The sequence below is a fragment of the Rhodococcus sp. IEGM 1241 genome (assembly GCF_033142365.1).
Lineage (GTDB): Bacteria > Actinomycetota > Actinomycetes > Mycobacteriales > Mycobacteriaceae > Rhodococcus_F > Rhodococcus_F erythropolis.
This window is the reverse complement of sequence record NZ_JAWLSE010000001.1, coordinates 1,838,401-1,856,377: the sequence shown is the minus strand read 5'-3', so window position 1 is coordinate 1,856,377 and position 17,977 is coordinate 1,838,401. Positions and strand designations below refer to the sequence as shown.

Below are 17,977 nucleotides of genomic sequence, written 5' to 3'. Positions count from 1 at the left end.
CGTCACATCTGTAATGTATCCGTGACGTGGGTAACAGTAATCATACGTACGACCAGTTGGCAAAGGATTCTGACAATGGGGTCATTATTTCGACTAATAAGGTCTGCTACTGAAAAAATTCCGGCCAATCGGTCGAATTCGACCAATCCTGTCGCCGTATGGATCAACCACCCCAAATCCTTTGGTTACCCACCAGTAAACTGAAATCATGTCTAGCGCAACCTCCCTCACGCAGGTAGCTAATTTCCGGTGGCACCGCCATCAACTCGACCGAACGACTGCCGGTGACGCCGATCACAGCGATTGCAGCATTCTCGATCTCGGGATTCAAAACACCGGACCGGACGGAGCCGCCTGGGCCCTGCGGATCCGCGGCCTCCGCGGCGACGTCACTGAGCTCGCTCTTGCCTGGACGTTGCGCGGCGCTCCCCACTATTACCGTCGGGGCGACCTGCCTGCCATCGCCGTCGCCACGTCGCCGTTCAGCGAGGCTGATGCAGCCAAGCGCATTTACGACGCGAATCGGCCCCTGAAGGCCGCCGGCATCCCGACGCTGAGTGCCCTGCAAACAGTTGCTACTGCGATGCGGGACATCGTCTCGAAACCAACCGTCAAGGGCGAGATGTCCGCGCAATTGACCACGCGGGTCACCGAGCCCTATTTGAGATTCTGCCGCCCGTGCAACGCCACTCATCTGTACGAGATGCCGTTCCGGCTCGCGGCACTCCAGGCAGGCCTCGAGCTACAGCCGGGCACATCTCCCCCAGTGCTCGAACGCATTCCGGGTTGGCGCCGACGCCCGTACACAGCCTCAGGTTCAGACGCCGATCCCCGCTTCGACGTGATCCGCGGGTATCTGCACTTCTACGGCCCCGCCACCCCTGCTCACGTCGCGTCGTTTCTCGATGCCCCGGTCAAGGACGTCAAAGCCCACTGGCCCGTCGATGCCGAGGAGATCGAGGTGAACGGCGAGAAGCGGTGGATTCTCGAACAAGACCGCGAAGACTTGTTCGGCTCCCCCACCGATTCGAGTACGCGCTTGCTCGGGCCTTTCGATCCGTATGTACAGCTCAAGGATCGGGAGACCCTGGTTCCCGATCCGACCGCCCAGAAGACAGTGTGGCCGACCCTAGGGCGACCGGGCACGGTGGTGGTCGGTGGCACGATCACCGGATTGTGGCGACCACGAGCATCCGGAAAGAAGCTGAAGGTCGCGATCACCCCGTGGGGAACGTGGTCACGATCGGCCCGCGCAGCAGTGGCCGAGCAGGCCGAAATACTTGCCGAATTTCGCGGCGTCGAGCTCTCCGAACTGGTCGAAGTATCTTGATCGAGCCAGTGGCATCCGGATAATTCCAGCTCACACCCGCCCCGATTCGGAGAAGGAAACCCCCAACGATAACCTGAATGCGACCTTCGCACGCACCCTTGTTCAGGAGAGATGATGGCCGACTTCCTCTATGAGGACCTGTTGCCGATCGGTGACGACACCACCGAGTACCGATTGCTCACCACCGAAGGGGTGTCGACAGTCGAGGGACCGGACGGCCGCACCTTCCTTCAGGTCGAGCCGGAAGCGATGCGCTTGCTGACCGAAACGGCGCTGCACGACATCTCTCATTACCTGCGCACGGATCACCTGACGCAGCTCGCGAGCATCCTCGACGATCCCGAAGCGTCGAACAACGACAAGTTCGTCGCGCTCGACCTGCTCAAGAACGCCAATATCGCCGCTGCCGGCGTTCTGCCGATGTGCCAGGACACCGGAACCGCCATCGTCATGGGCAAGCGTGGACAGCATGTGCTCACCCCCGGCGACGACGAGAAGTCCATTGCCCGCGGTGTCTACGACGCATACACGCGTCTGAACCTGCGCTACTCGCAGAACGCCCCCATCACGATGTGGGACGAGAAGAACACTGGCAATAACTTGCCCGCGCAGATCGAGCTGTACGCCGATACTGCTGCCGGACATGAGAACTCGTACAAGTTCCTCTTCATGGCCAAGGGCGGCGGAAGCGCCAACAAGTCCTACCTGTACCAGGAAACCAAAGCGATCCTGAACCCCGACTCGATGATGCAGTTCCTCGAGGCGAAAATCCGCTCACTCGGCACCGCAGCCTGCCCGCCGTACCACCTCGCAATCGTCGTCGGCGGCACGTCGGCCGAGTTCGCGATGAAGACAGCCAAGTACGCGTCCGCGCACTACCTCGACGAGCTCCCCACCGAAGGCGCCATTACGGGCCGCGGCTTCCGCGATCACGAACTCGAGAAGAAGGTCTTCGAGCTCACGCAGAAGATCGGCATCGGCGCACAGTTCGGCGGTAAGTACTTCTGCCACGACGTCCGCGTCGTTCGACTCCCCCGCCACGGCGCTTCATTGCCCGTCGCCATTGCGGTGTCGTGCTCGGCCGATCGACAGGCGAAGGCCAAAATCACGCCGGAGGGCGTGTTCCTGGAACAGCTCGAATTCAACCCGGGCCGTTTCCTGCCCGAGGTCACGGACGCTCAGCTCGACGAAGAGACCGATGGCATTTCGGGTACCGGCAAGGGTGCTGCGGTCAAGATCGACCTCACCAAGCCGATGGCCGAGATCCTCGCCGAGCTTTCCAAGCACCCGGTGAAGACTCGTCTGTCGCTCACCGGTCCGCTCGTCGTGGCACGCGACATCGCGCACGCCAAGATCAAAGAGCGTCTCGACGCAGGTGAAGAGATGCCGCAGTACCTCAAGGATCACCCGGTGTACTACGCCGGCCCAGCCAAGACGCCCGACGGTATGGCGTCCGGTTCGTTCGGCCCGACCACGGCCGGCCGTATGGACTCGTACGTCGAGCAGTTCCAGGCCGCCGGTGGCTCGATGATCATGCTGGCCAAGGGAAACCGTTCCAAGCAGGTTACCGACGCCTGCAACACCCACGGAGGTTTCTACCTCGGATCGATCGGTGGACCGGCGGCTCGCCTGGCACTCGACTGCATCAAGAAGGTCGACATCCTCGAGTACGCCGAACTGGGTATGGAAGCCGTCTGGAAGATCGACGTCGAGGACTTCCCCGCGTTCATCGTCGTCGACGACAAGGGCAACGACTTCTTCGCCCACACCGGTGAAGTGACCCTGACGATCGGTAAGCGTCCGGGCCTGTAGACGCGTCAACAGCAAAGAGCCCCGGCGAGTTTCGATCGCCGGGGCTCTTTTGTGTCTTTGTCAGGTCCAGAGCGCGGCCACGAATACGGTTACGATCGACAACCCGCCGACGACGTGCACCAGATTCGGATTGGGTTGCCCCTTCTTCTGCTTCGCCCGGGTGATCTCGGCCAGCGCCACGATCACCAGCGAAAGCACCAGCTTCACAGCGATTTTCGCGTGAATGTAGTTCTTGTCCAGCGCGCCTTCGCCCAAGCCGACGATGATCAGGCCGGACACGAACTGCATCCTGGCACCCCACACCATGACCTCGGTGATCGAAGGAGCCTTGAGGACGGTGAAGTAGCTACCGACCAGGGCAGCCATACCGAGTAGGTGAATCACTACAAAGATGTTGTAAAGAACAGACATACGATCACTCTATCCCGTACTTCGTTCCAGGCGAACGGAACTGAGAGTTCCTGTCAGAATATCCCGGCTTCGGCTGCAGCAGAACGGTATTTGGCGGCCAACGTATCCACCGTCTCGTGTGCGTTCAGCCCACTGGGATTGGGCACGATCCACAGAGCAGCATCTTCGAAAGGCTGATCTTGCCGCCCCGCTTTGGCTCGTTTGTCAGCGAAAGCAGTGCGATAGGCGGTGATTCCGGCGAAGGCAACCACTTTCGGTTTGGTCGAACGCACGACTGCCCGCACCCGCACTCCTCCGGCGGCAAGTTCCTCTGCATTCAACTCGTCGGCTCTGGCCGTCGCGCGAACGGCGAGATTGGTGATACCGACGCCGCGATCGATCAGGTGCTGCGTATCGGCGTCCGACATACCCGCGGAAGGATCGATCGGACGCTCGATGATGCCTGCCCTCAGCAGTGCCGGGTAGAACCGATTACCCGGCCTGGCGAAATGCGCGCCGGTCGCCGCCGTCCACAGTCCCGGATTGATACCGACGAACAACAGACGACAATTCGGCCCGATCAGATCCTCGATCTCGGCGTCTCGGAACGATTCCAGTTCGGCGCGCGTGAATCCCATGCTGCCAGTACATCAGGCCGTCACGACAGCGCTTCGCGTACCTCGTCGATCGCGTCGTGCATCATCTGCTCGTACACGTCGATGTCCGCGATCGAGGCCGGACTGCTGGTGATGCTGATCGTCACCGTGTCCCCGATCCCGTGTACGCCGTGGGTCAAGGACATGACCGGTGACAAACTCGGGAAGCCCGCTGTGAACCGAACGACGCCGCCTCCGAGCACCAGATCCGCGTCACCGCGCGCGACACTCGACACCACGGTGTTGCCGGTGACCTCGTCGGGCACTGCCGTGAAATCGTATTGCTGCACGCCCCAACGGACCAGCGGGCCGGGAACCGCGTTCAGCGCGAGATCCGACGCTGCGCTGGACGGATGGGATGCCCGTGCGCGACGCTCGTCCATCGACTCCTTGATCCGTTGGGCTCGCTCACGAAGATCATCGACGTCCGGGAACAGTCCGACACCTGCATTGCGGAAGTGGTTGCGCGCCGTGGGTGTACCCGCCTTGGCGATGGTCACCTCAGCTCCCAGTTCCGGCGGTACCGAGCCGTCTCGCTCGGTGAGGTAATTCGCCATCGCTACCGAGATGGCTGTCATCGCTCCGACTGTGACGGATACGCCGTCGCCACGGAAATCTGCGCTGTCCCGCACGACCATGCGCACCAGTCGGTGAGGTCCAGGCGGGATGTTGGAGCGCACCTTGGGACGGCTCGCCGCCTGCGGCGCAACAACTCCCGATTCGGTGTCCGCCTGCAGCTGTAACTGCGCTCGGTGCCCAGCCCGTCCGTCGCGGAACAGCGAAACAAGTTGACCCGGAAGGCGCAGGGCGGCGCCGCCCAGAATCTCGGCTGATCCGCTAGGCCGCACGTCCGTCTTCTGCTTTGCGGGCGGTTGCGGCGAGAACAGCTGGCGAGCAATCGCCGACGCCCGCTTACCGTCCGCGAGAGAATGAGCGACCTGCAGAACTGCGATCAGCGCCGGGCCGCTACAACGCGGCGCGCCGGTGACGCCGTGGAACAGGTGAAGCGTCCACGGGGACTCACGCGGGTCGACGTGGTTTTCGAGAAGCTTCTCGATTCCGTGAATACACGATGGCCACGAGTCATCCGGCAGCTCTTGCACTCTCACCAACGAGGCATCGACCGGCATGGGATCCCAGAGCGGATAGTCGAGATGCCACGGTGATTCACGAATCCGAACATTGAGATCCGGAATGAGCGACGCTCTTTCCACCACCGAGCGTCGTAGCTCGTCGATCGACTGGCTCTGCCCGTCGAAACAGTAGAGCAGTAGTTGATCGTTGGGGATCTTCTCCGAAATCCAGAAGGTTTGGGCATCGGTGGGCGTCATCCGTAACACCGGGAGACGGTACCACCGGCTTGTCAGCTCTTTTCTGCAGCAGCTTTCAGCTGGGACAGGCCCTTCTCGAAATCCTTTCCGACAAGCTTGTCCATGCTGAAGATGAAACCGAAGATCTTGAAGAACAGATTCTTCTTTCCAGTCATCTTCCACGTCACCTGAACTTCACCGGCATTGGGAGAGGCTCCGGCATTCGGAGAGATGAGAAAGGTGGTGACGTTCTGTGCCTTGAACGGCTTGAGGAAGGCCAGGTCCAAAACTACGCGTTCGTCTGGGACGGATTCGGTTATCACCATCGAACCGGAGCCTGCCTTCTTGTTTCCGGCCCAGGCGTACGAAGCCCCGACGCCCGCGTCAGGACCCGCGTACGTGCGCTGCATTGCCGGGTCGAGACCTTCCCAGGGCGACCACTGCGTCCACTGGTGGAAATCGTTGATCAACGCGAAGACGACCGATGCTTCTGCCTTGACGATCGTCGTACGTTCTACCAGGAATTCGTCGGAATTCTGCGAAGCCATCGTCGATCTCCAATTCTCGGGCGTGACAAGTGTTCGGAATTATCCACGGTCGACGAGATCGGGGCGAGTCGACACTCAGTCGCGCAGACACAGGCAGAAGTGGTGACCGACCGGGTCGCGGTAGACGCGGAAAGTCTGATGCTCCGGGATGCCGGTCACCCGCTGCGCACCCAGGCTGATCACCCAAGCCTCCGCGGGGTCGAGAGAATCGACGAGCAGATCCAGATGGATTCCGACGCCGGATGTCGGCCAGTCGACCGGAACAAAATCCGGAGCAAGCTGAAACGCGAGCCGCTCGCCGGCGGGTCCTTCGATCACGTGCCAATCATCTTCGTCCCGAACGCTTTTCCAGTCGAGGACCTGGACGTAGAAGTTGGCCAATGCAGCCGGATCCGGGCAGTCCAAGACTGAGTAGTCCATACCGATGTTCGGACGCGTCACTGAGCCTTCTTCTCCTGAACTTTCTTACGCACGAACAACAACGGAAGCACCAGCGTCGCAAGTGCTGTTACCAGCCACACGACGACTGTTCCCAGAATCCACGTCGAGACACCGGAGATCGACAGATTGGAGAAGAGCGACGCCACCAACAGAGCGACAAACGTCGACACCAATCCGATTCCGCCGAGAAATGCTGGTGCGTGGCGCTTTGCCACTGTCGCGATGAACGGCGCCAGGACCGACTGCGCTATCGCAAAGATCACGACCGCAACGATGAATCCGGATGTGGGCGCCGAGAAGCCCGAAAGAATCAACGACGCAACAAGAAGCCCGACAGCGGCAGAACCCAGGAAGATCGCGGCGCGAATCAGGAAGCTGATCATTTGTTGATCCTATATGTCGGATATCGAGCAGAACAGATATTCACAATCCCAGAGATTCCTGCACCTCTCGCAATGTACGGGCCGAAGATCGGAGCCCCGAAGCCTCTTTTTCTGAAAGCGGTACCTCGAGGACTCGACCGGCACCCGCACGACCGACCATCGTGGGAAGGGACAGGCAAACGCGATCGAGTCCGTGGACACCGGTCTGCAAGGTCGATACCGGAAGAACCCGTTGTTCGTCCCGCAACACGACTTCCGCGATGAATGCGCTCGACAATCCGATGGCGAGGTTGGTCGCACCCTTTCCTTCGATGATCTCGTAGGCACTCTCGACCACAGACTTCGCGACATTCGCGCGTGAGTCGGGGCCGAGGACGCCGCCCGACGGTCCCACGAACGAGGTTTCCGGCACCCCGCCGATGGTTGCGCTCGACCAGAGCGGAATCTCGGAGTCCCCGTGCTCGCCGACGATAAAGGCATGGACGTTCTCGACCGCGACTCCGAGTTCGGTGGCCAGCAGGAATCGCAATCGGGCCGTGTCGAGCACCGTCCCCGATCCGAAAATTCGGCTGCGGTACGACGGTCCCGCAGCCTGGATCGCTGCGTAGGTCGCCACGTCGACCGGGTTGGTGACGAAGAGTAGAACCGCGTCCGGTGACACCGCCAATAGTTGTTCGGTCAGAGTCTGTGCAATCTTGACGTTCACCGCGGCAAGTTCGAGCCGCGACTGGCCGGGATGCTGTTTTGCGCCCGCGGTGACGACGACCAAGTCGGATCCCGCGGTGACCGAGATGTCATCACCTCCCTCGACGGTGCACGGCGGCGTGAACTGGGTTCCGTGGTTGAGATCGAGAACTTCGGCGCGGACCTTTGCACTGTTGGTGTCGTAGAGGGCGAGCGCGTCGGCTGATCCGCGTATCAAGCACGCGTACGCAATCGCAGTGCCGACGCTTCCCGCACCGACAACGGACACTTTTCGCCTGGATGAACGATTCGGCGTCGTCATGGGTAAATGGTGCTCGCTCGATAACGATTTCGCAGCACAACGGATTGCCAGCCTCTTCTCAGGGTTTGGATGCCGGCCTCTCAGAATTGACGTGGATCATCGCTGGCATGGCTGAGGTAACCGTTCTTGCAGTTGGCGGCACCGGCGAATCCCACGTCGGCGACCACGGCGCCCGTGTGCGCGGACTCCTCAGTGCCGTCACCGACGAACTCGACAGTCGATTCGATTCTCGCTGGGTCGCCTATCCCGCGTCGTACGGCCCGGTCGCCGACGGCGGCCTGAGCTTTCGGCACAGCACCGCGATGGGTGTGAAGGCCCTCTCGACCGCAATCGCAGAGACAGACGGCCCAGTCATGCTGATCGGATACTCACAGGGATGCACCGTGATCCGCGCGGCTCTTCCGACATTGACTTCTCCGACGACTTCTCCGACGCTGAACGGCGCCAACATCATCGGAGTCGGACTGATCTCCGATCCACAACAACCGACCGGCGTCATCGAAGGTTGCGAGGGACACGGAGTTGCCGGCGACGGACCCGAAGTCCAGCCGTGGATTCCGGTCAAGTGGATCGGGCACCCACAGGACATGATCTGTAATGCCAGCGACGACAGCTACATTCGCGACATCGCAGACTTGACGCGCTGGATGTCCTTCTCCCAGGCACGCGTGTGGGCACAAAAAGTTTGGGAACTACTTCGTAGCAATGCTTTCCAGAATGCGCAGAAGACTCGTTTCAGTCCAAAACAGTGGCGCACCGATCTACGTCGCATTCGTACCGCGTTCCTCGAAGTCCTCGGCTATCTGCCGACGCGGTTGAACCTGAACCGCTTTCAGCTGGAGAACCCTCGCGGCGGTAGACACATCAGCTACGCGATCGAACCTCTCGACGAGAGCGGACTGACCGGGTGCGAGCTTCTGGCGTCGTGGATGAAGGTCCAGGCAAACGGCGTCGAGCAGCGCGTTCACGCAGCCTGACTTTTACCGTTAGTTTACCTAACGAACCCCGGCGAGCCATTCGACGCCCTTACGTTCCTTTCATGCAACTGAGCAGAATATTGTCGTGTGCCGCCGTGACCGTCGCACTCCCCCTCACCGCCCTGGCGACCCCGGCCGGCGCATCGCCAACCGGCAGTCTCGACTGGTCCGGTTCGTTCGGTAGTTCAGCACCCCAGCCGGTTTCGACGTTCGACGTCCAAGCCCACCGCGGCGGGCTCGGCCTGCACACGGAGAGCAGCCTGGCCGCGTTCTCCAATGCTCTCGAAATGGGCGTCAGCACACTGGAACTCGATACCCAGATCACCGAAGACGGGATCGCTGTCGTCACGCACGATCGTAAGATCTCGAACAAGAAATGCCTCGACACCGAGCCCGCCACTACCGGCGACCCGGAGTTCCCGTACGTCGGCAAATTCGTCAACACGCTGAGCCTGCAACAGATCAAGACCATGGACTGTGGCACGCTCCCCCTTGCCGGATACCCTGAGCAGCAAAATGTTCCGGGAGCGAATATGCAGACACTCGAAGAAGTGCTCGCTCTGGTGAAGTCGTACAACGCACCCGGAATCAAGCTCAACATCGAGACCAAGGTGGAAGCGGGAGCGCCCCACGAGACCGCCCCGCGTGAGCAGTTCGTCTCTGTAGTCCTCGATACGATCCGGGCAGCCGGATTATTGGACAGCGTCACCATTCAGAGCTTCGACTGGGGCTCGCTCATGCTCACCCGTCAACTCGCGCCGAGTGTGCCCGTGGTCGCGCTCACCAACGGTGACTTTCTCCAGGTAGGCAAGGACGGAGCGTCACCGTGGCTCGGCGGTCTGGACATCGATGATTTCGGTGGCGACGGCATCTCGGCGGTGGCAACCTTCGGCGCCTCCGCCTACTCCCCTGTCCAAGGAACTCCCCAGGGTGGAAAGGTCGGCGACCCCGGCTTCGCCTTGTACCCGACAGCCGACATGATCGCGAGCGCACATGCGCGTGGCATGAAGGTCATCCCGTGGACCGTCGATGATCCCGCCACCATGCACGCCCTCATAGACCTGGGTGTCGACGGAATCATCACCGATTACCCCGACCGTCTCCGCGCCGTCCTGTCCGAGCGCGGTATGCCGCTACCAGCGCCTGCGGTCAAGAAGTAGCCTCGCCCTCATTCCAAAGCAGGTACCTGAACAGGTACTTCGGCCGATGTCCGCGGGGTGTCGCCGGACGCATCCTGGACAGGTACTTGCTCGGGTGATCGGAGGTGAATTCTGATGATGTCTTTGAAGGATCAGTTGGACAACTGCGAATACCTACTTGCCGACGCGGAAATGGCGGGTGACTGGAATGCTGTTCGGCGATTCAGGGAATACCGGCTGAGGCTCGTTCGACAACTGTGCAGGCAAAGGGCTGCCGGTCTCTGCGCCTAGAGGCCCGACCTCAGCCGTATCTGAGCTGAGGCCTTAGTCCCTCTGGGCGGTTACGATCCGCCGTCGCCCGAGTCACAGTCGGGTGCTCTCACCAATTGAGCTACAGAAGGTATGGACCGCAGTGCTTTTCGACTGCGATCGTGTGTGTCGAAACCATACGGAGCCTTCCGGGGTCCGCGCTACTGATTTTCCGACTCGACGATCTCTGGTGATCACCGCTCCGAGTTGGTCCCCACGTCCCCGCGGGGACGTCTCCGGCAAGGCCGCACCGAATCACCGCTGACCAGCAGTCGATGGGATGATTACCTGTGTGTCCATGTCCCCACCGCTGCCCGTCAAGAACGGGGTTGGCCCGACGCGCCTACGCATCCCGCTCTCTGGGCCGTGGACGACGATCGCCGAGTACGTCGTAGCCAAGTTCGACCATCTGGACGCCGAAAACCTGTATCGGCGGTTCGACGACGGCGAGTTCGTGGGTATCGACGGCCAGTCGATCTGCCGGAGCACAGAACTCAGCGCGCACCGGTTCGTCTGGTACTACCGCGAGTTACCGGCGGAGGACCCGGTGCCGTTCCGCGAGGAGATCCTGCACCTCGACGACGATCTCGTCGTGATCGACAAACCACATTTTCTCCCGACCACCCCCAGCGGGCGTTACCTGCGCGAGTCGGCGCTCGTCCGACTGCGGGTCCGCCTCGACAACCCAGATCTGACCCCGATCCATAGACTCGACCGCGGCACCGCAGGCGTGGTGATGTTCTCAGCTCGCCCCGCGACGCGCGGCGCGTACCAGTCACTGTTCGAGAAGCGGCAGGTCACGAAGGTCTACGAGGCGGTGTCGGCGCGACCGTCCCGGTGGGACCAGGATGCGCCAGCGCTCGACGTCCCTCTCGTTTACCGCAACCACATCGAAGCTCGACGCGGCGAGTTGCGGGTCGTCGTCGACGACAGCCGTGAACCCAACTCCGAGACCATGATCGAGGCGCGAGGGATGGGCGTGAGCGCCTCCGGACGTGCTGTGCTGCACACGGTTCTACGTCCGCAGTCCGGACGGATGCACCAGTTACGGGTGCATCTGGCAGCTCTCGGCGCCGGGATCCTGGGCGACCGGCGATACCCCGACCTGCTTCCCGACGCCCCGGACGATCATTCCCTCCCACTCCAATTGCTCGCGCGGGAACTCGAATTCACCGACCCGTTGACTGGGAGAGCGCGGCGGTTTGTGACACGTCGGACGCTCAGCGAGTTGCCCGTGGGGTGAGGACCAGAAGCCGGATTTAGACGTTGAAGCGGAACTCCACCACATCGCCGTCGGCCATGACGTATTCCTTACCCTCCATGCGGACCTTGCCTGCAGCCTTGGCTGCGGCCATGGAACCCGCCTCGACGAGGTCATCGAAGGACACGATTTCAGCCTTGATGAAGCCGCGCTCGAAGTCGGTGTGAATGACGCCGGCAGCCTGGGGTGCGGTGTCACCCTTGTGGATGGTCCAGGCGCGAGCTTCCTTCGGACCAGCCGTCAGGTAGGTCTGCAGTCCGAGGGTGTGGAAGCCGGTGCGCGCGAGAGCGTGCAGGCCCGGCTCGGTCTGACCGATCGAGTCGAGCATTTCCTGGCGGTCTTCCTCGTCGAGCTCGAGGAGTTCCTGCTCGACCTTCGCGTCGAGGAACACAGCGTCGGCCGGTGCGACGGATGCGCGCAATTCCGCAACCTTCGCTGCGTCGGTGAGCACTGACTCGTCGGCGTTGAAGACGTACAGGAAGGGCTTGGTGGTGAGCAGGCTCAGTTCACGCAGCAGCGAGAAGTCGAGCTTGTCCTTGACGCTGAACAGCGTCGTGCCCTCGTTGAGGAAAGCCTGAGCCTTCAGTGCCTCGTCGTGGGCCGGCTTGAGCTCCTTGTTCTTGCGAGCTTCCTTGTCCAGACGCGGGAGCGCCTTCTCCAAGGTCTGCATGTCCGCGATCACGAGCTCGGTCTCGATGACCTCGATATCGGAGGCCGGGTCGACCTTGCCGTCGACGTGGATGACGTCGTCGTCGGCAAAGACGCGAACTACCTGGCAGATGGCGTCCGCTTCACGGATGTTGGCCAGGAACTTGTTACCAAGGCCTGCGCCCTCGGACGCGCCCTTCACGATTCCCGCGATGTCGACGAACGACACGGTCGCTGGGAGGATGCGCTCGGAGCCGAAGATCTCGGCGAGCTTCTGCAGCCGCGGATCGGGCAGCTCGACCAGGCCGACGTTGGGTTCGATGGTCGCGAACGGGTAGTTCGCTGCCAACACGTCGTTGTTGGTCAGTGCATTGAAAAGGGTGGACTTGCCGACGTTGGGCAGTCCGACGATTCCGAGGGTAAGGCTCACGGTCTGTGGATTCTACGGCCTCGCGGCGACGTGACGGGTACTCGCCCCACCGTCACGTCGCGGCAGGTGATCAGTTGTAGGTATACGAATCGACGGACGACACGATCGCAACCAGGAAGATGACGTAGAACGCGATGAACAGCACCCAGCAGATGACGGCTATGAGGAGCGAGATCTGCCCGAGCTTCTTCACCCGCTCGGACGCGTACTGCGCGCCCTGGTGATCGCCCATCGCCCACTTCGGGTAGATGTCGTGGAGATGGTTGAACGCGGCGAACGCGATAGGCCAGAAGAACACGATCGACGCGACGGCCCATCCCGCGTTGGACTTCGGCGGACCGTACTGAGGCGCCGTGTACGTGGGTGCGGCGCTGTACTGCTGGGTCGCGCTGTACTGCTGACCGGTCGGATACTGCTGTCCGGCTGAGTACTGCGGGTCGGTCGGGTACTGCTGGCCCGTCGGATACTCCTGGCCTGCTGAATATTGCTGACCGGCTGAATACTGCTGGCCCGCCGGATACTGCTGCTCCTTCGGATCCTGCGGGTCGGTCGGATATTGCGGTTCGGTCATCATTCCCCCAAAGAGTCGGATTCGGTTCTCTATCGCAGAACCTAGTGGAGACTTACCGCTGCCGTGTCACAGTGGGCGCCTACGCTCTCGAGGTGACTCGGATGCTGATCGTGCTCTTGATATGGATAGTGGGTCTCGGCACCGCCGCGCTCGCAATTGTCGCCTCGCCCGGATGGTGGGTGATCGCTGTCGTCACTCTCGCGCTGGCGGCGATGGGCACCTACGACCTCACTCAGAAGTCCCACAGCATCCTCCGTAACTATCCGGTCCTGGGGCACGCGCGATTCCTCCTCGAGAAGATTCGACCGGAGATCCAGCAGTACTTCGTCGAATCATCCACCGATGGAATGCCATTCGATCGCGAAACGCGAGATCTGGTTTACGAGCGTGCAAAGGGAACACTGGCGGAAGAGCCCTTCGGGACCGAGCGCGACGTCAATGCGATCGGCTACGAGTTCATGACGCATTCGATTCGCGCACGGACCGCCCCCGACACCGTTCCGCGAGTTCGCCTCGGCGGACGCGATTGCACGAAGCCGTACGACATCGCTCTCTTGAACGTCTCCGCGATGAGCTTTGGGTCGTTGTCCGCCAACGCAATCGAGGCCCTCAACGCCGGCGCCGCCAAAGGCGGCTTCGCCCACGACACCGGCGAAGGCGCGATCAGTCCGTATCACCGCAAACACGGCGGCGATCTGATCTGGGAAATTGCCTCGGGATACTTCGGATGCCGAACCGAGGACGGCCGATTCGATCCTGACCGGTTTGCCGAGCGTGCCGGCCTCGATCAGGTGAAGGCCATTTCGATCAAGCTCTCGCAAGGTGCGAAACCCGGGTTGGGTGGCGTGCTTCCCGGAGTCAAGGTCTCCCCCGAAATCGCCGAAACCCGCGGGGTACCCGTCGGCCAGACCGTGATTTCGCCACCCGCGCACACCGCGTTCAGCACTCCGGTCGAACTGGTCGATTTCATCGCGACCCTGCGAAAACTGTCGGGAGGCAAGCCAGTCGGTATGAAACTGTGCGTCGGCTCGCGTCGTGAATTCCTCGGAATCTGCAAGGCGATGATCGAACGCGGCATCACGCCGGACTTCATCATCGTCGACGGTTCCGAAGGCGGCACCGGCGCAGGTCCGGTGGAATTCGAGGACCATATGGGCATGCCGTTGACCGAAGGCCTGATGCTCGTGCACAACGCCTTGGTGGGAACCGGTCTGCGCGCTCTCGTGAAAGTCGGCGCTTCCGGAAAGGTGGCGAGCGGTTCCGACATCGTCAAACGCATCATCCAAGGCGCAGACTTCACGATGGCTGCCCGCGCAATGATGTTCGCAGTGGGCTGCATTCAGGCCCAGATGTGCCACACAAACCGCTGCCCGGTCGGCGTTGCCACTCAGGATCCGGCACGCACCCGCGCACTCGACATCCCCGACAAGAGCGAGCGCGTCTACCGCTTCCAGAAGGCAACAGTCGCCAGCGCACAACAGATGATCGCGTCGATGGGCATCGATTCGTTCGACCAACTGCAACCGGGAATGCTCAACCGCCGCGTCGACGGTCTCACCACGCGTACCTATGCCGACCTGTTCGACTGGCTGATGCCGGGCGAACTGCTCGACTCCCCGCCGCAGAGCTGGCTCACCGATTGGATCGACGCCGACGCTCACCGATTCTGACGCCGGTCGACTCCCGCGCCACAGATCGCGCGGATTCACCCGTCTGGTCCTACAGTGACAGATGGCCCGCTGTGACGGCGGCCACACTGCACTAGTGGACGGAGTTCGACGATGAGCTTGACGACTGCGCCGGAACCAAATGTCGAGTACCTGAAAACCGATCCTGACCTGCCACCTGTCGGCGTCATCGACAAAACACCCATTTCCACCACTGCGCGCGTCGTCTTCCTCGTTCTCGGACTGGTCGGCGCAGGCTCCTGGTACATGATTGCGATCGTCCGCGGTGAACACATCAGCGCCGTGTGGTTCGTGTTGGCCGCAATCTGTACCTATCTGATCGCCTACCGCTTCTATGCGCGGTTGATCGAACGCAAGATCGTCAAGCCCCGCGACGACGTCGCAACTCCCGCCGAGATCATGGAGAACGGCGCCGACTACATGCCCACCGACCGTCGGGTGCTGTTCGGTCACCACTTCGCGGCAATCGCCGGTGCCGGTCCCCTGGTCGGACCCGTCCTGGCGGCGCAGATGGGATATCTTCCGGGAACGATCTGGATCATCGTCGGCGTGGTGTTCGCCGGGGCGGTGCAGGACTTCATGGTCCTGTGGATCTCGTCGAAGCGCCGCGGGCGCAGCCTCGGTCAGATGGCCCGCGAAGAACTCGGCCTCGTCGGCGGCGTCGCCGCATTGATCGGCGTGTTCGTCATCATGATCATCCTCATCGCCGTTCTCGGACTTGTGGTCGTCAATGCGCTCGCCGAGTCCCCGTGGGGTGTGTTCTCGATCGCGATGACCATCCCCATCGCCCTGTTCATGGGCGTGTACCTGCGGTATCTGCGGCCGGGCAAGGTTTCCGAAGTCTCCCTGATCGGCGTCGTCCTACTCCTCCTGGCCATCGTCTCCGGTGGTTGGGTAGCCGATACCGGTTGGGGCGCAGACTGGTTCACACTCTCGAAGGTCACCATTGCGTGGCTGATGATCGCGTACGGATTCGCCGCTTCGGTGCTGCCGGTCTGGCTGCTCCTGGCACCGCGCGACTACTTGTCGACGTTCATGAAGGTCGGCACCATCGCATTGCTGGCCATCGGAATTCTGGTCGCACGACCCGCGCTGAACATGCCTGCAGTGACGCCGTTCGCCTCCAACGGCGAAGGCCCGGCCTTTGCCGGTTCATTGTTCCCGTTTCTATTCATCACCATTGCCTGTGGCGCACTCTCGGGCTTCCACGCGCTGATCGCGTCCGGCACGACGCCGAAGCTGCTAGAGAAGGAAAGCCAGACCAAGATGATCGGGTACGGCGGCATGCTGACCGAATCGTTTGTCGCGATCATGGCTCTGGTCACCGCCTGCATCCTCGATCAGCACCTGTACTTCGCACTCAACGCTCCCGCGGCGCTGACCGGTGGAACACCGGAAACCGCAGCCGAATACGTCAACAATCTGCCCCTCGGCACCGCCCCCATCACACCGGACGTGCTGACGCAGGCAGCCGAGGCCGTCGGGGAAGAATCGATCATCTCGAGAACCGGCGGCGCCCCGACGCTCGCGTTCGGCATGTCCGAAGTGCTCAGCGACGTCTTCGGCGGCGACTCGCTGAAATCGTTCTGGTACCACTTCGCGATCATGTTCGAGGCTCTCTTCATCCTCACCACGATCGATGCCGGCACTCGCGTCGCTCGATTCATGCTCTCGGACTCGCTCGGCAACTTCGGCGGTCCGGCAAAGAAGTTCAAGGACCCGTCGTGGCGCATCGGTGCGTGGCTGTGCTCGCTGATCGTGGTCGCTGCGTGGGGCGCGATCCTGCTCATGGGTGTCACCGATCCACTCGGCGGAATCAACACGCTCTTCCCGCTCTTCGGCATCGCCAACCAACTTCTGGCCGCGATCGCACTGACGGTGGTCATGACGATCGTCATGAAGAAGGGCCTGTTCAAATGGGCCTGGATCCCCGGCGTGCCATTGGTGTGGGACCTGGTCGTGACTATGACCGCGTCGTACCAGAAGATCTTCTCCGACAACCCCGCGATCGGGTACTGGGCTCAGCACAACGTGTTCAAGGACGCGAAGGCTGCCGGCGAGACGGCGCACGGTTCCGCGAAGACTCCGGAGGCCATCGATGCCGTCATTCGCAACACCTTCATCCAGGGCACGTTGTCGATCATCTTCGCGTCACTGGTGATTGTCGTCGTCATCGCCGGGATCATCGTATGTGCCAAGGCAATCCGAGCGGGTGGGCTGCCGACCACCGAGTCCCCGGAGGAACCGTCGAAGATCTTCGGTCCCGCAAGCTTCATTCCGACGCCCGCGGAGAAGGAAATCCAAAAGGAATGGGACGAGCTCATCAAAGCCGGGAAGGTCCGAGCACCCGGCGCCGCGCACGGAGGTGGGCACTGACCATGACCATGACTGCAAAACTCACCACAGCGTTCCGCGGAACGCTGTGGTGGGTTCGCTCGGTGATGGGTGATCTCGACTATCAGCGCTACGTCGAGCACACCCGACGCCACCACGCCGACTCACCGGTGATCAGCGAACGAGAGTTCTGGCGCCGCCGGCATGCAGCAGCCGACGCCAACCCGGGCGCCCGCTGCTGCTGAATCCGGTCAGGGGCAGGTGGCCTTCGCGAGTTCGTAAATGTGGCCGGCCTGCTCGTCGGTGGGCTTGTTGCCGTTGTTCTCGGCCAGGTCGGTGATCTTGGACTTGACCTCCGCCTCGTCCGTGCCGTTGGCGACCTCCGTGCACGTGGTCGTCAAGATCTCCTCGATGTCTGCGTCGTCGCGGTTCTCCGCCAACGGTGCGTAAGCCCCACGGAAGGTGGCGACGAACAACGCCGTCTTGCCCTGGTCGATGGCGTTGCCCGCTGACTGCTTCGCCGTCTCGAGCGCCTGTTGCCCGCTCGTGACTGCCTCGCTGATCTTGTTCTGCGCGTTGTCCTGATCCTCGGTGCTACACGCGGTGAGCCCGAGAACGACGATTGCTGCTGCCCCGACTGCTGCTGCGATTCTCATGACGGAAATGTTAGTCCGGTCGGCATGCTTCAAAACACAGAATTGCATCGCAACACACGAGTTATCGCATGCAGTCGTTACGATCAGC

The 17,977-nt window shown here is 61.8% G+C and carries 18 protein-coding genes and 1 tRNA gene; 8 read left to right on the top strand and 11 right to left on the bottom strand.

Annotated elements, in window-relative coordinates; translation table 11 throughout:
- The first annotated feature begins 208 nt into the window (after positions 1-208).
- Together R4P70_RS08925 and R4P70_RS08920 are read left to right on the top strand one after the other, a co-directional pair.
- Complete coding sequence (locus R4P70_RS08925; protein WP_317830691.1) at positions 209-1,330, top strand: winged helix DNA-binding domain-containing protein; 1,122 nt, start codon at positions 209-211, stop codon at positions 1,328-1,330.
- Between the two features lie 114 nt (positions 1,331-1,444).
- Positions 1,445-3,142, top strand: a complete 1,698-nt coding sequence (locus R4P70_RS08920; protein ID WP_003945198.1) for a fumarate hydratase — start codon at positions 1,445-1,447, stop codon at positions 3,140-3,142.
- 60 nt (positions 3,143-3,202) lie between these two features.
- On the opposite strand, the gene R4P70_RS08915 is transcribed toward R4P70_RS08920, so the two are convergent.
- The 7 genes from R4P70_RS08915 to R4P70_RS08885 all read right to left on the bottom strand — a co-directional run bounded on the left by R4P70_RS08915 (position 3,203) and on the right by R4P70_RS08885 (position 7,876).
- Entirely contained in the window at positions 3,203-3,553 is a 351-nt protein-coding gene (locus R4P70_RS08915) for a hypothetical protein (RefSeq protein ID WP_020908500.1), read from the bottom strand.
- A gap of 53 nt (positions 3,554-3,606) precedes the next feature.
- Positions 3,607-4,170: a mismatch-specific DNA-glycosylase gene (locus R4P70_RS08910; RefSeq protein ID WP_019744548.1), complete on the bottom strand. Its 564-nt coding sequence runs from the start codon at positions 4,168-4,170 to the stop codon at positions 3,607-3,609.
- A 20-nt stretch (positions 4,171-4,190) separates the two neighbouring features.
- A complete protein-coding gene (locus tag R4P70_RS08905) occupies positions 4,191-5,519 on the bottom strand; it encodes a WS/DGAT domain-containing protein (protein ID WP_317830690.1) in 1,329 nt (442 codons plus the stop codon).
- A 32-nt stretch (positions 5,520-5,551) separates the two neighbouring features.
- A complete protein-coding gene (locus R4P70_RS08900) occupies positions 5,552-6,046 on the bottom strand; it encodes an SRPBCC family protein (RefSeq protein WP_317558818.1) in 495 nt (164 codons plus the stop codon).
- A 75-nt stretch (positions 6,047-6,121) separates the two neighbouring features.
- Positions 6,122-6,487 (bottom strand): VOC family protein, encoded by a 366-nt coding sequence (locus R4P70_RS08895; protein ID WP_019744551.1) that lies wholly within the window; start codon positions 6,485-6,487, stop codon positions 6,122-6,124.
- Entirely contained in the window at positions 6,484-6,870 is a 387-nt protein-coding gene (locus tag R4P70_RS08890; protein ID WP_019744552.1) for a phage holin family protein, read from the bottom strand. The genes R4P70_RS08895 and R4P70_RS08890 overlap by 4 nt, the downstream gene beginning before the upstream one ends.
- Positions 6,871-6,910: 40 nt before the next feature.
- Positions 6,911-7,876: an L-lactate dehydrogenase gene (locus R4P70_RS08885; RefSeq protein ID WP_317830689.1), complete on the bottom strand. Its 966-nt coding sequence runs from the start codon at positions 7,874-7,876 to the stop codon at positions 6,911-6,913.
- A 107-nt stretch (positions 7,877-7,983) separates the two neighbouring features.
- Between R4P70_RS08885 and R4P70_RS08880 the strand changes: the two genes are divergently transcribed.
- A complete protein-coding gene (locus R4P70_RS08880; RefSeq protein ID WP_259121101.1) occupies positions 7,984-8,853 on the top strand; it encodes a PE-PPE domain-containing protein in 870 nt (289 codons plus the stop codon).
- Positions 8,854-8,948: 95 nt separating this feature from the next.
- Positions 8,949-10,013, top strand: a complete 1,065-nt coding sequence (locus R4P70_RS08875) for a glycerophosphodiester phosphodiesterase family protein (RefSeq protein WP_317830688.1) — start codon at positions 8,949-8,951, stop codon at positions 10,011-10,013.
- Between the two features lie 307 nt (positions 10,014-10,320).
- Here R4P70_RS08875 and R4P70_RS08870 read toward each other — a convergent pair.
- Positions 10,321-10,393, bottom strand: a tRNA-His gene (locus R4P70_RS08870).
- 188 nt (positions 10,394-10,581) lie between these two features.
- On the opposite strand from R4P70_RS08870, the gene R4P70_RS08865 reads away from it, so the two are divergent.
- A complete protein-coding gene (locus tag R4P70_RS08865; protein ID WP_024487319.1) occupies positions 10,582-11,544 on the top strand; it encodes a pseudouridine synthase in 963 nt (320 codons plus the stop codon).
- Positions 11,545-11,560: 16 nt separating this feature from the next.
- Here the strand turns inward: R4P70_RS08865 and ychF are convergent, their stop codons facing one another.
- Together ychF and R4P70_RS08855 are read right to left on the bottom strand one after the other, a co-directional pair.
- Positions 11,561-12,640, bottom strand: coding sequence for a redox-regulated ATPase YchF (ychF, locus tag R4P70_RS08860; protein ID WP_019744568.1), 1,080 nt, complete (start codon positions 12,638-12,640; stop codon positions 11,561-11,563).
- A gap of 70 nt (positions 12,641-12,710) precedes the next feature.
- A complete protein-coding gene (locus R4P70_RS08855; RefSeq protein ID WP_317830687.1) occupies positions 12,711-13,214 on the bottom strand; it encodes a CD225/dispanin family protein in 504 nt (167 codons plus the stop codon).
- 89 nt (positions 13,215-13,303) lie between these two features.
- Between R4P70_RS08855 and R4P70_RS08850 the strand changes: the two genes are divergently transcribed.
- From R4P70_RS08850 to R4P70_RS08840, 3 genes are all read left to right on the top strand, one after another.
- A complete protein-coding gene (locus R4P70_RS08850) occupies positions 13,304-14,881 on the top strand; it encodes an FMN-binding glutamate synthase family protein (RefSeq protein WP_024487321.1) in 1,578 nt (525 codons plus the stop codon).
- A gap of 111 nt (positions 14,882-14,992) precedes the next feature.
- Entirely contained in the window at positions 14,993-17,275 is a 2,283-nt protein-coding gene (locus tag R4P70_RS08845; RefSeq protein ID WP_019744571.1) for a carbon starvation CstA family protein, read from the top strand.
- Positions 17,276-17,277: 2 nt separating this feature from the next.
- On the top strand, positions 17,278-17,478 hold the full coding sequence (locus R4P70_RS08840) for a YbdD/YjiX family protein (RefSeq protein WP_019744572.1): 201 nt from the start codon (positions 17,278-17,280) through the stop codon (positions 17,476-17,478).
- Positions 17,479-17,484: 6 nt separating this feature from the next.
- Here the strand turns inward: R4P70_RS08840 and R4P70_RS08835 are convergent, their stop codons facing one another.
- Positions 17,485-17,889 (bottom strand): hypothetical protein, encoded by a 405-nt coding sequence (locus R4P70_RS08835; RefSeq protein WP_019744573.1) that lies wholly within the window; start codon positions 17,887-17,889, stop codon positions 17,485-17,487.
- Positions 17,890-17,977: the final 88 nt, after the last annotated feature.

What these genes read in the sequence shown, in the direction of transcription:
- R4P70_RS08905 (WP_317830690.1), bottom strand. Translation starts at nt 5,519, where the DNA reads ATGACGCCCACCGATGCCCAAACCTTCTGGATTTCGGAGAAGATCCCC.
- R4P70_RS08915 (WP_020908500.1), bottom strand. Translation starts at nt 3,553, where the DNA reads ATGTCTGTTCTTTACAACATCTTTGTAGTGATTCACCTACTCGGTATG.
- R4P70_RS08855 (WP_317830687.1), bottom strand. Translation starts at nt 13,214, where the DNA reads ATGATGACCGAACCGCAATATCCGACCGACCCGCAGGATCCGAAGGAG.
- R4P70_RS08845 (WP_019744571.1), top strand. Translation starts at nt 14,993, where the DNA reads ATGAGCTTGACGACTGCGCCGGAACCAAATGTCGAGTACCTGAAAACC.
- R4P70_RS08885 (WP_317830689.1), bottom strand. Translation starts at nt 7,876, where the DNA reads ATGACGACGCCGAATCGTTCATCCAGGCGAAAAGTGTCCGTTGTCGGT.
- R4P70_RS08880 (WP_259121101.1), top strand. Translation starts at nt 7,984, where the DNA reads ATGGCTGAGGTAACCGTTCTTGCAGTTGGCGGCACCGGCGAATCCCAC.
- R4P70_RS08925 (WP_317830691.1), top strand. Translation starts at nt 209, where the DNA reads ATGTCTAGCGCAACCTCCCTCACGCAGGTAGCTAATTTCCGGTGGCAC.
- R4P70_RS08920 (WP_003945198.1), top strand. Translation starts at nt 1,445, where the DNA reads ATGGCCGACTTCCTCTATGAGGACCTGTTGCCGATCGGTGACGACACC.
- R4P70_RS08840 (WP_019744572.1), top strand. Translation starts at nt 17,278, where the DNA reads ATGACCATGACTGCAAAACTCACCACAGCGTTCCGCGGAACGCTGTGG.
- R4P70_RS08900 (WP_317558818.1), bottom strand. Translation starts at nt 6,046, where the DNA reads ATGGCTTCGCAGAATTCCGACGAATTCCTGGTAGAACGTACGACGATC.
- R4P70_RS08890 (WP_019744552.1), bottom strand. Translation starts at nt 6,870, where the DNA reads ATGATCAGCTTCCTGATTCGCGCCGCGATCTTCCTGGGTTCTGCCGCT.
- R4P70_RS08910 (WP_019744548.1), bottom strand. Translation starts at nt 4,170, where the DNA reads ATGGGATTCACGCGCGCCGAACTGGAATCGTTCCGAGACGCCGAGATC.
- R4P70_RS08865 (WP_024487319.1), top strand. Translation starts at nt 10,582, where the DNA reads ATGATTACCTGTGTGTCCATGTCCCCACCGCTGCCCGTCAAGAACGGG.
- R4P70_RS08835 (WP_019744573.1), bottom strand. Translation starts at nt 17,889, where the DNA reads ATGAGAATCGCAGCAGCAGTCGGGGCAGCAGCAATCGTCGTTCTCGGG.